Source organism: Vibrio superstes (assembly GCF_003569005.1).
GTDB lineage: Bacteria > Pseudomonadota > Gammaproteobacteria > Enterobacterales > Vibrionaceae > Vibrio > Vibrio superstes.
The window spans coordinates 1,143,561-1,157,402 of the sequence record NZ_BCUR01000001.1 but is presented as its reverse complement, the minus strand read 5'-3'; the positions used below and the strand labels follow the sequence as shown (position 1 = coordinate 1,157,402).

Annotated in this window: 10 protein-coding genes; 1 reads left to right on the top strand and 9 read right to left on the bottom strand. The window is 42.2% G+C overall.

The genetic code is table 11. From position 1 onward, the window contains the following. Positions 1-36: 36 nt before the first annotated feature. The 3 genes from D5I41_RS05015 to D5I41_RS05005 form a co-directional block, all read right to left on the bottom strand. Positions 37-1,383, bottom strand: coding sequence for an NCS2 family permease (locus D5I41_RS05015; protein ID WP_119008802.1), 1,347 nt, complete (start codon positions 1,381-1,383; stop codon positions 37-39). 234 nt (positions 1,384-1,617) lie between these two features. Then, positions 1,618-2,874, bottom strand: a complete 1,257-nt coding sequence (locus D5I41_RS05010; protein ID WP_119008801.1) for a YeeE/YedE family protein — start codon at positions 2,872-2,874, stop codon at positions 1,618-1,620. Between the two features lie 301 nt (positions 2,875-3,175). Next, positions 3,176-5,179: a bifunctional metallophosphatase/5'-nucleotidase gene (locus tag D5I41_RS05005; RefSeq protein ID WP_119008800.1), complete on the bottom strand. Its 2,004-nt coding sequence runs from the start codon at positions 5,177-5,179 to the stop codon at positions 3,176-3,178. Between the two features lie 367 nt (positions 5,180-5,546). On the opposite strand from D5I41_RS05005, the gene D5I41_RS05000 reads away from it, so the two are divergent. Continuing rightward, positions 5,547-8,108: an ExeM/NucH family extracellular endonuclease gene (locus D5I41_RS05000; RefSeq protein WP_119008799.1), complete on the top strand. Its 2,562-nt coding sequence runs from the start codon at positions 5,547-5,549 to the stop codon at positions 8,106-8,108. A 155-nt stretch (positions 8,109-8,263) separates the two neighbouring features. Here D5I41_RS05000 and D5I41_RS04995 read toward each other — a convergent pair whose 3' ends face one another. The 6 genes from D5I41_RS04995 to D5I41_RS04970 form a co-directional block, all read right to left on the bottom strand. After that, the gene (locus D5I41_RS04995; RefSeq protein WP_119008798.1) at positions 8,264-8,743 is read right to left on the bottom strand and encodes a DUF4149 domain-containing protein; all 480 of its coding nucleotides are present in this window, start codon (positions 8,741-8,743) and stop codon (positions 8,264-8,266) included. Positions 8,744-8,804: 61 nt separating this feature from the next. Next, on the bottom strand, positions 8,805-9,548 hold the full coding sequence (locus D5I41_RS04990; protein ID WP_119008797.1) for a phosphatase: 744 nt from the start codon (positions 9,546-9,548) through the stop codon (positions 8,805-8,807). A gap of 693 nt (positions 9,549-10,241) precedes the next feature. Beyond that, a complete protein-coding gene (locus D5I41_RS04985) occupies positions 10,242-10,625 on the bottom strand; it encodes a hypothetical protein (RefSeq protein ID WP_119008796.1) in 384 nt (127 codons plus the stop codon). A gap of 378 nt (positions 10,626-11,003) precedes the next feature. Beyond that, positions 11,004-11,711, bottom strand: coding sequence for a hypothetical protein (locus D5I41_RS04980; RefSeq protein WP_119008795.1), 708 nt, complete (start codon positions 11,709-11,711; stop codon positions 11,004-11,006). A 143-nt stretch (positions 11,712-11,854) separates the two neighbouring features. Beyond that, the gene (locus D5I41_RS04975) at positions 11,855-12,685 is read right to left on the bottom strand and encodes a CPBP family intramembrane glutamic endopeptidase (RefSeq protein ID WP_119008794.1); all 831 of its coding nucleotides are present in this window, start codon (positions 12,683-12,685) and stop codon (positions 11,855-11,857) included. An 18-nt stretch (positions 12,686-12,703) separates the two neighbouring features. Then, complete coding sequence (locus D5I41_RS04970) at positions 12,704-13,546, bottom strand: LysR family transcriptional regulator (RefSeq protein WP_119008793.1); 843 nt, start codon at positions 13,544-13,546, stop codon at positions 12,704-12,706. Positions 13,547-13,842: the final 296 nt, after the last annotated feature.

Genomic DNA, 13,842 nt, shown 5'->3' with positions numbered 1-13,842 from the left:
GGCTAGGTATTTAAGAAAACTATTTGGCTACAAGGTTTAGATAGCCCAACCGCCTGCATAGAAGACAACTAGAACGATAGTGATCAGCACAATACCAAGGTTTAGTTTCTTCCATTCTCCAGCGAATACACGACCTACAACCAAGCACAAGAAGCCAAGCATAATGCCCGTTACTATGTTACCCGTCAGTACAATGAACACAGCACAAACAAGACCAGCAAGTGCATCAACAGAGTCTTCAAAATCCAGTTTGCGAACGTTGCCTAGCATCAGCAAACCAACATACATTAGCGCCGGAGCTGTTGCGTATGCAGGGACTAGGTAGCTAATTGGCGCCAAGAAAAGTAGGAACAAGAAAAGCACACCTACCACTACAGCGGTTAAGCCCGTTTTGCCACCCGCAGCTGTACCTGCTGCTGACTCAATGTAAACCGCTGCAGGTGCGCCACCTACAGCGCCAGAAACAATACTTGAAACAGAGTCTGAGGTCAGCGCTTTGCCACCATCAATAATGTTGCCATCTTTGTCTAAAAGATTAGCTTGTCCTGCTACTGCGCGAATAGTGCCTGTCGCATCAAAGATTGCTGTCATCACCAGAGCAAGCACACTTGGCAATACGATTGGGTTAAGTGCGCCCATGATATCCATAGTACCAAACAGCGAGTTTTCGCCGCCAATATTTGGCAATGCGAAGAAACCTTGGTATTGAACGGCAGGGTCGAAGATTAAACCAAATACCGAGATCGCGATGATCACTAGCAAGATACCACCAGGAACTTGGCGTTTCTCTAGACCAAAAATAGCAGCCAGGCCAAGCATCGACATAATCACAGGGAACGAAGTGAATTCACCTAAGGTAACAGGCAGGCCCTCAAAAGGATTTTTGATGACTAGGCCTACACCACTTGCTGCGATTAGAAGCAAGAATAAGCCAATACCAATACCCGTTCCGTGCGCAATGCCTGCTGGAAGGTTAGTTAAAATCCACTGACGAACACCGGTCACCGTAATGGCTGTGAAAATCACACCCATAAGGAATACCGCACCTAGCGCAACAGGAATGGAAATGCCCTGCCCTAGCACTAAGCTAAAAGCAGTAAAGGCAGTCAGTGAGATTGCACAACCAATTGCCATTGGAAGATTCGCCCAAAGACCCATCAATAGTGAGCCAAATGCGGCTACTAAACAGGTGGCGATAAATACAGAATTTTGATCAAAGCCCGCAGCACCAAGCATGCTTGGTACAACAATCACAGAATAAACCATAGCCAAGAAGGTGGTTAAACCTGCGACAACTTCACGACGTACATTACTGCCACGCTGTGAAATCAAGAAGAACCTATCAAGCCAACTACCGGTTGCAGTTGATGTATTCTCGGACATGCTATTTCCTTTATTTGGTCTAAAACATCTCGAAAAAGAGTAATTTTCTTCAAAATGTGAGTAAATATTTCAGTTGCAGGAAAATACAGGTAAACGATTGCGCGTGCAATAGGTAGAACCGAAGGTTTCAAGTTTGAAAGTAAAAAAACCATTTAGTTAGCCAAATGGCTTCATAAATAACTAAAAAATGGGCTCGTATACGCCCATTTTTATTCAATAACTAGAACTGTCGGTCTACTGCATTATTGGTTGTGGCGTTGGTGCAGTCGCAATCAGTTTGACCTTGCGAGCAAACTGATTTCCCAATATGCCTCCGGCAACTAGGGCACCGAAGAAAATCCAACCTGATAGAGAAAAATTGGCGATGGGGGTATACAGTGCACCAACGTTACAGCCATTGGCAAAGCGCGTACCCACACCCATCAACAAACCGCCGATTGAAAAGAGCGCATAGTGTTTAAGTGTGTATTGAGACTTAAACGGTGAAGCCCATTTGCCCAACCAAAAGACCGCAATCAAGGTACCGAGCAAGATACCTAGGTTTTGTACTGATACGCCGTGCTCAAAAAATGGCATCGTAAATAGGTGTTCTGGTCGTTGTGTAAAGGAAGCAACGGAATGCGAATCCAATCCTAGGGCAATGAGTAATTTACCAAACCACAATCCAAATGGGGTAGAAGCGCCCCACCCTGCCGAAGTCGTTGCCATCATGATGCCAAAAATAATCGCAATCACGATAGCTGCAAAGTTCATAGTCCACAGGCCGCTCAGCATACCTAACGGAGAAGAGCTAGAAACAATCTGCTCTCGCGCTTTCTCTCCATCGACACCAAGATAAGAGCCTTCTTTTTTACGACTGTTCTCATAGCGACGGGCAATGTAGATAACCAAACTCGCCATTGCGATGGTGAAAACCACTGACATCAAGTAACCGTTTAGCGGTCCCCATGAGAAAAGATCAGGTAAAAACACGCCTTGTCCTTCAAAGGATGAGGTAGAAATCCAGGTTTGTTGAACAATCGACGAAGAAGATTGAATAGGTAAACCTATGAATACCCCAGCACCAAACATAAGCAAAGTCACTAGAGCACGAGGGACATCACTGACCATCTCAACCATGACCCCTGAAGCGCAGCAACTAGATAAGGTCATGCCAAAGCCAAACATCAAGCCGCCCACGATCAAGCCTAGATTAATAGGGTTTATCCAAAGCTGATATTGCTCAATACCACCGCAAAGAAGCAGGCCGGCATTGATAATAGCGGTCACCACAAACATCAGCATCAAGGTTTGAATCAGCTGAGTTGAACCTCTGCGGTATGCACGGTTAACACTACCAGCAAAACCAATCGAACCCTTGGTCAAAGCAACGCCCAACCCAAGACCTAATAGTAATCTTAAAAAGATGTCTTGTTGCAGAGCGAGTGCTCCAATGATCACAATTCCCAAACCTAGGACGATGCCAACACGTGTTTGTGTTTCTCCTTGCACAGCTATTCCTCTAATCACAGCAAACTAAATAAGGAGAAAGATAGTAATGCGCAAACCCAATTAGTAATAATCCAAACGCTTATAACTCATAGCAATAACGCATAAAGTCAAAGTGTTGCCTTATAAAAAAGACGACCGAAGATAATTAACTAGCTGTTTTTAAGGGGATAACACTTTTAGAGTGACGATAAATAGAAAGGCACAACAAAACTGCAAGCTTAGATTGGAGTAGAGACCACTTACGTTGAAACCAAAAAGCCGGCTATGAAAGCCGGCTTGGTAGAAATATTGGTTGAGAGTTTTATCTGTCCAATAAGTTTAACGTAACTTGAGGCTCTTGAAGCTCCTCTAGCACTGGATGCTCTTGCGCAATGTAATCAATCACTGCTTGAGCATCAGTATTGCACTGTACATTAGAATCATCACAGTTTGGCTCTCCATTTGTATAAATGGCTTTTAACGAGTCTCCATTTTTTTCTACTCGATCCACTTGGTACGCGACGACCGTATCTCCTTGAATAACTAAGTCATAACGGTCAGCTGAATCCGATTGAGCTTCATAAAGAGCATCCCAATTATCGTTTCCATTGGCATTGTAGTTTGTAGTCGTGATGGTATAGGTTTGACTATCACTTAAAGCAACCCACTCACCAGTGAGATTACGAACTTCTAGTACCTCAAACGAACCTGATGTTTGTGCAACCTGCTCATTGAATACATAGCGCAAGCCTCCTGTATAAGGGAATTTACCCATATGCTCATCATCTTTAAGGCTAGTAGTGATAGTCTCGGTTAAAAGGTCTCTGACTACTGAACCTTTCACTTGCATTACAGACATGTAGTTAGAGAAAGGCAGCAATTCCAGAGAAACATGACCTTCTCGGAAGTCACCCACCTCCAACGAATTACGCACACCACCAGCACCTACTAGGGCAAAATCAACCGAACTATATGGAATTTCACTTAATACTGCGTCTGAATTTGCCCACTGCAGCCAGCCTTCACCAACAATTGGGGCGACTCTAGATCCATGTTCATCCGTACCACCATCGTTCGGCCTACGTTCATGGATTATGTCTTGTGGAACATAAGAAATTGTAGCGCCGTACGCTTCTTCTAACGCTGGTTTATAGATGACATCGATGTGAGATCTAAGGTCCTGATCTTCGTTGGTAATATTGATGTTGTCTTGATCATCAATAAATCCAGCCACTTCATCAGTTTGCTCTGTACTGAGCAATGAATCTTCATCTCTAATGTTATCCGCGTAGAAAATATCCGACGAAAGCAAGGTATTACCTCCCTCACATGAAACGATCTCTCCGTTCAACCCAAAATGAACATTTGCATGGCCAATTGCTTGCGCTTTTTCTCCAGCTTGTACGATACAGGTTTTACCGCCATTTGGTGTTTCAATAATCTGAGCGTATTCAGCATTCTCAGCCATACCTAGATTGGTAAAATCCCCCATTAATGTATGAGAGTGGCCACCTACAATCACATCGATCCCATCAACATTTTCGGCAATTCTTACATCTCTTGCTAAGCCTAAGTGAGTCAAAAGCACAATTTTATCTACTCCACTATCTTGGAGTTCGTTGACAATCAATTGAGCCGTTTCTACCTCACCATGAAATTCTACATCCCCAGTTTCAGGTGAAATTGCAGGCATGTCTTCCAAAACCATGCCCACAACAGCGACTACTGGCTTATCCATCGGCATTGTGTCTAAAGTCACTTGCTCTTTTTTCGAGCCATCAAATGCAAACAAAGTGTATGGGAGCAGGTTATTAGCGTCACTAAGGTCGGCATCCAACGATACGTCCATGTTCGCGCCAAGGACAGGGAAGTTAATGTTATTAAGAAATTCAGCAAGCGTTGCGTTATCTAGATCAAATTCGTGGTTACCCATTGCCATAGCATCCAAGCCCATTTGGCTTAGGATATCTGCATTCATCTGCCCTTTATTTATCTTGAAGTAGGCACTCCCCTGCCATGCATCACCACCGTGTAGAAATAGCATTGCTCGATCTTCTAGTTCCGCCTGTTCTTTATATACATTTGCGGCTTCCAATAGACGTGGGTGACCACCAAACGAGGTATACACTGGTTTACCTTGCATTAGGTAGTCGCTTACAAAGCTCGATTTAACTTCATCAAAAGCAGAGTGTGTATCATTTATATGAGCAATAGAAAGCTTTAACTCCTGCTTGATAGGACGATCTTGATTGTCGTTGTCAGAGTTAGAAGAATTACATCCTACTAAACCTGCAACGATTGCCACTGCTAGAATTTTCTTATTCATTTTATTCCCATGTATTTTTGATTGCGACTGCCGATAGTCAGTAGAGGGGGAGAATACTAATGGTAAAAAATTAAAGAAATACGTCATTTTCATAAAAAAATGAATATTATTGAATAAAAACAAATAGTAACAATCTCTTACATTTACTTATTGTGAATTTTTTATTTAAACCAAAGATTAAAACTCAATAAAATGTGATAAGAACCGCTTGGGAATTAACGGCAGGATAATAAATGAACAGATTTATTACCAAAGCATTACACATTTAATATCACTATGAGCATCTCTTAGCATGAGCATGTTTAACTTTCGAAATATATCTCTAAAATTCGTTTCAAAATAATGCATATATATTACAAGGAATAACATGAGTAAATTAAAAATAGCTTGGACATTGCCTTGCTTCTTATTAGCAGGGAATGCGAGTGCGGATATCATTATATCTGAGGTTGTAGAAGGAACTGGTTATAATAAAGCGATTGAAATAGCCAATATAGGTGACCAAGAGATTACTCTTGATGGCTATATACTCCAAAAAGAAACCAACTTTGGTGGCGTTTGGGCAAGTGACTATTCACTTGCTGGTATCACTCTTTTACCTTTTCAGACTTATGTCGTAGGACACAACAACTCAGCTGTTGATGACGACCTCAAAGGTAGGGTTGATGACTTCAACGGTAACATCACTAACTTCAATGGTGACGACCCCCTTCGCTTATTGTTGAACGGTGAAGTCGTCGATATGTTTGGCCCTAATTCGGCTGTAACGGACCGCCACGATTTCAATAAGGACATCACTTTTGTTCGTTGCACCTATCAAGCCACTACGAACTGGGATGAATCACAGTGGTTCACTCTTCCAACAAACGACTGGAGTGACCTAGGCAATATTGAAGAGGTCTGTGAACTTCCTGAACCCCCAGAGCCACCAGTCGGTGAGCCTGAGACTATCATGGGTCTTCAGGGTGAGGGAATGTGGTCACCCTATACCGACCCAGAAAATCATAAATACGAATCGGACGAGACCTTTGAGGTTACGGGTATTGTTACCCACGTACAGAAATCAAGCTTAGGTAATGACCTGCTCACTGGCTTCTTTATGCAAGATCAACAAGGTGACGGGAACCCTAAAACCTCAGACGGTATCTTTGTTAACGCGAGCACAAGCGGTATCGAGGTCGGTGATGAAGTCATAGTCACGGCAAAGGTTCACGAGCATTATAGCTGGACTCAACTTGGCTCAAGTAGCACTCCTGCTTATGTAGAAATCACGGGCAATAGTGCAACGATTTCTGCAACTGCTATTGCCCCTATTGGGAGTGATGAAAGCTTCGAACAAACACTGGAACGTTATGAAGGCATGTTAGTTCGTGTAAATGATCAAACAGACATGCACGTTGCGCGTACTTTTGGTTTCGATTACAGCACTTATCGTAACAACATGGTATTGAGCAACAACACGGTCAACTACCATCCTAATCAATTCAACGTCCCTCTAACAGACGGTGCGATAGCCCAAGATGAAAGCAATGCGGACCGACGTCTATTCGTTGAATCTCCAACAAAAGCTGCCGATGGTGTCGTGCCTTGGTATCCTGACTTTGCCAAAGACAATGGTACAGGAACAACCGACGATTACATTCGTGTTGGCGCCCAACTTGGTGAGCAAGGCCTAACCGGTGTACTAGGTTACTCATATTCAGAGTATCGTTTGTATGTACTTGGTGAAGCCGATAACACAACCTTCACTGCGAACGAACGTCCAACGACACCAACACTCAAAGAAGGTGAACTCGTTGTTTCAAGCTTTAATGTGGAGAACTTCTTCACCTCACCATTTGGTGGTCGTGATAACCCGCTAAGTCAAAACCGAGGTGCTGAGAGTATTGAAGAGTATGAGATTCAGTTGGAGAAGGTTGTTTCTGCTCTCATTGCTATCGATGCTGATATCTATGGCTTAATTGAGATAGAAAACAACGGCTTTGATGAGCAATCTGCCATCCATACCCTTGTCGAAGAGCTGAACAGTCGCTTAGACAAGAAAGAGCAGTATGAAATCGCAATGCCTTCAAAGCTGGAAGGCGAAGGTTATGTCGGCACAGACGCCATCACTAACAAGATGATCTATCGTGATAAAGCTGCGAAATTGCGTGATATTCACATCATTGAACTACCTCAACAACACGTACAACTTGAAGATGGAAGCTTTAAGCGTGCGTACCAGCGTGATGCATTTACCGCTTCATTCAAAGTAAACCATGCCAAAGAAAACCTAGTTATCTCCACCAACCACTTTAAGTCTAAGGGATCTACTTGTTGGGAAGATGAGCAAACTGACGATCAAAAGAATGACGTCAATCTGCAGGGTAGCTGTGAACACTTCCGTGTCTCTGCGGCGTACCAACTGGCGGAAGAGCTAGAGAAAATCGACGGCTACAAGGTACTAATGGGTGACCTAAACAGCTACGGTCTAGAAGATCCAATGCTAGTTCTAACCAATCGTGACCATGCACCTTCTGGCTATGAGACTCGTGCAGCACGCAATACCTACATTGGTGGTGATGAAACCGACGGTACACCACTTCATGGTGCAGAAGGTGCCCTTATCGAGCATTCATATGGTTACCTAGATATCGTTGAAGAAATGAAGCCACACACCTACAGCTACTCGTACAACGACACTGTAGGTACACTCGATTATGTTTTGGTGGATTCAGATCTGAAGGGCTTTGTTATTGATGCCCAAGTTTGGCCAATCAATGCGGTAGAGTCGACGCTATTTGAATACTCGACTCAATACAGTGGTGACCTACCAAAGTATGGCGACCCATACCGCTCTTCAGATCATGATCCTGCGATTGTTGTATTCCAGTTCAAAACCAATGGCAATGGCAATGGCAATGGCAATGGCAATGGCAATGGCAAATAGTTAACTAATCAGATTTAGTTTTCAAACGTAAAAGTGCCTCAAGCTATTCATCTAGCTTGAGGCACTTTTTGATACGGCTTATTGCGTTCTGTTGAATATCTTGTACGAAGATTTGAGAACTTGAAAACTGAACTATGATTGCAAAAATAAACAGTCTATCGACTCATTTTCAGTATATTGCGGAGCACTAGAACTAACCCAGACAGCACTGTGATTTTAAAGCAGATCTCTGAAGTTTTATGGATTGAAGCGAACACAGGACTTTGCGTGACCGCCGGGCCTTGTGATTGAAGGTGCAAGATTTCGGGAATGAAATAGAAGCCAAAAAGCAAACCCGTGCCTACCATCAAACTCATGCTAATGAGTGCTATCCAATCGGAGTCTTTCTTCCAATAGTTGAGCAACTCGTAAGCCATAGAAAATAAGCAAACAGCGATCAACGGATAAGACAACCTTACAAAGACCTCTGTCATCATTAAGCCTTCTTGAAAGCGGTTAAGTACTGATTCGCCTAACCACGAAGAAGAATTGAAGATCACGGGAGCAACCACCGCGCCAGCAAACAATGAAAAGGCAATCACGCCGGTCAATGCCATGACATAAAAAATTGAAATTATTCTAGTTATTAGATTCATAATAAATGCGCTTCAAAGAAAAAAGCTCAGCATAACGACTGAGCTTCTATGAGATTAGAGATTAAAATTCAAACTCATCGGCTATATCAACTCCCTTGGAAGCGAGATAAGCAAACAGCGAATCAACCGTGTTATTGATAATACGATCCGCTGGGTAATCTACGTCAGTGATCAGAGCTTTGGCTTTATCAAAGCGTCCTAGATCCCAGGCGTTATGTGCATCAGAACCGACACTCAGTGGTGCGTCATATTTCTTAGCTAACTCAGCAATCTTGTGGCAGTTGGAATAACTGGCTTTACGAGAGAAAAGGAACGAACTGTTGTTGATCTCTAAGGCAACGTTTTCCTTCGCCGCGGTTTTTACGATCTCTTCAATATGAATAGGAAAATTGACGTTACCAGGGTGAGTGACCACATGTACCTTGCCACTCTTTATCGCATTACTCATTGCTAAAGTATTCGAGTCTATATCTTGCGGAGCGAATACAGGACCATGAAAACCCGTGAGGATAATATCTAGGCTGGCGCGCGTAGGCTCATCAAGATCGATGTTTCCCTGCAAATCTTTGATATTACTCTCGATTCCACGCAGAATGCCCACGCCATCAGCCATGCGAGGAAAGGTCAGGCTATTTACAAAGTGCCATCGGTGGGGGGCGTCTTCCATATCGGGACCGTGGTCAGTATTGGCAAACAATCGAATACCGCGCTTGGGCGCTTCCCTGACATAATCATGTATGGTGCTGTAAGCGTGATCACTCGCCAACGTATGCGTGTGTAGGTCCACCTCTAGCTTATAGGTCATTATTGTTTTCCTTTACCAAACTATCACTACCTAGATAATGAACTATTTGTGTTTCAAAGAAAAATCAATACGTTACTTTTCCCAAGATTTTCTAGATTAAGGCGTTGATATCAGCCGATCTACTCAATCTGCTGGCTGTACTCTATGCGATGCTCATGAGCGGGCTAGTTGAACGTATATAAAACATCAGCAAGAAAGGTTTAAAAAGAAAGGGGAATTGGACTGGAGTCTAAGAAAAAAAGACACTTCCATGTGCTGCAAATCTAGTAGCATTTCTGCATCAATATCCAATATTGAGAAAATAATCACATACTAGGACTTGTAGTAGATATGTAATTTTGCAGCTTATATTGCTGCTTAATAATTGTTGTTTTTAGTGTTGTTCGTATTTGTTTATCCCCTACAGATAAACAAACAAGGCAAGTTATCTATAGATTTTTATTACACCAACAAACAAAAACCTCTAGTAACTACTGCGCCTGTTTGACTTATAATTAATCTAATATACTGATCAACGCAAAGCTATTAAATAATGCTGCGTTTCAGTTAATTATCAGAAACTATCTCGTTCTAGTGCGGAGAAGTTTACTTACTTGTTTGTCATAAATATATAAAGTAAGCTTAAGAGCATACATTAATGATATTTATATTTCCTTTCTGTTCGTTATTTAAAGAAATAGAGTCGATGCATTGTTATAGAATCATCTGTCTAGATTCAGGCAGATCGCACATTTGCTTAACATAGCCTTCTTCCTCTGCATCGCGGATCAAGCGTTCACCTAAGGATATGCCCTCGATATACATCTCATGCTCTTCACTAAAGGTAAATTCTTCACCAGATATTTGAATTGATAATCTCTCTATATTTTCACGCATATCTAAGGTCAACTCTTCAAAAAGCTCTGCTGGCATTTTGCCAAGTTCAACACAGTATTGATTGATTGTATCTATTGCTCCTACCGCCATAACAGCGTTGTTACGGCTAAACAATGACTCACTGTCAAAATCCTCAGCAGTTACAGGCACAGATACGGAAGTTGCGATGATAACCAATAGTGATGAGAGTGACTTTTTCATATGATTGCTCCCAGAGGATGTCATTGACACACCTACGAACGAGAATTAGATGTAGATACCTAACGTTAAAAAACTATGCAGACGTAAATAACTTATTGGTAAACAAAGTAACTAGAATTACTCGTCGTTTATATAAAGCCCAAGAGTTACAGATAGTTTTTTATCCATAACAGGATAAGAGGTTGTATCAATATTTGCTGAAACAGTAGGAAGCGCGGAAAAAAGCAATAAGCCAATAATAGCAAGAGTGTTAATGAGGTAGTTATTTCGAGTGCTTCTATTCATGGGTAAACCTTAGAATAATTAGAAGCAAATCCATTTGCTTTATGTACTAGCATGTAAATCAACACCTAGCCAAGTGTTGTTGCTAGTATTTAATTAGAATTGGTAAGCAACACCTAGAGTAACGATGTTGTCGTTTTTGTTAGTGTTATTGTATTGATCTTCTAGATCACTAGTGTTCAGGTAAGTGTAGCTAACGTACGGCTTCCAGTTGTCCATCTCTGCAGATAGTACCACTTCGTGTTGGTTAGTATGGTAGTCACCTGTTGTGTAAAAAGACTGGTTGCCGATATGAACGTAACCATCTTTAGAACCGTCACTGTTTTCATGTGTGTAGGTGTAGTCTAGGCTAATCGCGCCATAAGAAAGAGATGAACCGGCAATGAACTGATTGCTGTTAATACCATGGTCAATATCACTGTCATTCGACTCAGAGCGTTTGTATGCGTAGCCACCAAATACATTGAAGTTGTCGCTTACGTTATAAGTAAGCACAGCTTCCGCCAATGCATCACCACCCTCGTCCCACTTGCTTAGTTCACCATAAAGGTTCAGCTCTACTTGATCAGACATATGGAAGTCATAACCGTAACCAGCAGCCAAGTATCCTTGATCATCAAAAGCAATGTTTACATAACCATCTTCAGACGTTTGAATGGTTGCGCCTGCTTCTGTTACATAATCACCGTTGTCGGCTGCGTTCGATGCTACGTCTTGTTCTAGGTAAACTTCAACTGGTGCTGCGATAGCGGTAGTAGAAAGAAGTGCTGCAATTGAAGCAGATAGAACGGTAAGTTTTTTCATTGGAATCTCCAGTGTTTGGTACGATGAGCGATGTGCTCAGAACATGGAGGGGATTATGAGATAAAGGTCACATTAGATATATAAAGCTATTTTGGGTTAATACATAAACTGAAATTATATTTATTGAAAGCAATGATGCTTGGCTAACTAATGGCAATAGGATAAGTAAAAAAGATTAAGTGCATGAAATTAAATACAAAGTGAACCAGCACAGCAACCCAAAGGCGGCCAGTAAGATAGAAGGCCATTCCATAACAGGCGCCAGCGATAGCCGCAAAGACAATCAACTGCCAGCCTCCGGCAAGGTGAGCAATCCCAAACAAAATACTTGCGATAATTAAGCCAATTTTCCAGCCCAATTGCTTACTTATCTCTTGCTGTATGAAACCACGAAATATAGCTTCTTCTGCCACACAGGTTAACAGTAAGTTGTTTAACAAGAACAGCCACCACCAACTCGGTAATGACAATTCATACTCTAGCCCACCAGATAGAACGGCAATAGGTAATAAGCTAGCCAAAACGAGCAAGGGCTTAACTAACACCCCCCACTCAACGGACTTAGCTTTACCTAGTAACCCAGGAAAGGCCAACAGTAAAGCAAACAAGATAAGAGGCTTGTCGAGGTTAAGATACATGGTAAATGGGATACTCGCAGGGCCTGTTTGCACCTTATCCAAGACCAATAAATTGGAAAAACCGGGGAGCCAATGCAGCGCCATACTCAGTGACCAAGTAATCGTCACAGCTAGGGCAAGGTATTTTTTAAAACCCTTATTTCTAAGTACTTGAGAAGCAATAGCAAAGCCAAGCACAGTAACGAACAGCCCTATTATTGAAAGGCGAGCCTCAAACCAAGCCCCGAATAAAGCAACAGCAAGAGTGGTAAAAGCTGCGCGCTTTTTACCAATCAAAGCAAGTGTTATAGCGACTGCTAGGGGTAGCCATATCCAGATGGAGGCATCAAAAGTCATGATATGAGCTATTACAAGCTACTTTTGATGCTGTTTAAAGATTGCCTTTATTTGCTCTCTTTTTTGTTTATGATTTTCATCATTGAGGTAACGTCTATGATAGATCATTCGATAGTGAAGGTTATTTAGCGGTATCGGGTATTTGTGTATTCTAAGACCCAACATTGGAGCTACTCTTTCAGCCAAACTGCGATTAGCTGATGCTATATAATCGCTATCCGAGGCAAGCATTAGCATTCCTGAAATCGAGCTGGTTTCCACTTTGACAGAACGCGGTGCCACTGGTTTATCAGAAAGAAAGTCAATCGTATTCATCTCACTTCGACGAATCTTAAGAGCAATATGTTGTTCTCTATAGTAATCCTCAAACGTCAGAGTTTCTCCAATTCTTGGATGATCTATACGAGTCAGGCACGTGGGCTCCTCAGTAAAGACTTCTTCCACCACAAATGAATGACGCTTGCTATGCAAGACATCAATAAGTAGGTCTACCTTTTGACTCATTAAATCGTCGAAGACCTCCTCTTCATCAAGAGGAGCATCAGAGAATTCCATTCCTGGGAGATCTTTGAGTAGATGTAACACCGTTTCACTGCAGTGTACTTTGAGCGCATCATCCTGAGCCTCAACAGTTTCTAAAACTGATAATGGAGACTCTATCTTGTTGGCGAGGGCTACAGCGGCGCCCGTTGGCGCAATACCGCGCCCCTCACGCACAAACAGAGCCTTACCAACTACCCCCTCTAATCTCTTTAGGGCTGCACTTACCGCTGGTTGAGTAAGATCGAGTTGTTCAGACGCTTGAGTTATAGAGCGGCAGCGATAAACCGTGAGAAACGTAGTAAGAAGATTAAGATCCATCGATTCAACAAGACAAAGAATTATAATTAAATCATAGATATATATAGACGGTATCTCAAGAAGAAGCGTCTTGTTAACTCACATTTATTCACCGCGTCATCTATACTCAACTTCAGCGTACCCTTAATTTCCCTGTGTTTAGAAGCAACGATGAAAAACAAGGGCTTATCGTTAAAAAATAATGCAATTTTTCAATAGTTTCGATTAAGCTTAGGGCCATCAATGACCCTAGCAAATCATTACGTTTATTAGGGCCTAAAACCGCCTGAAAATTCAGACGGTTTTTTATTTTAACT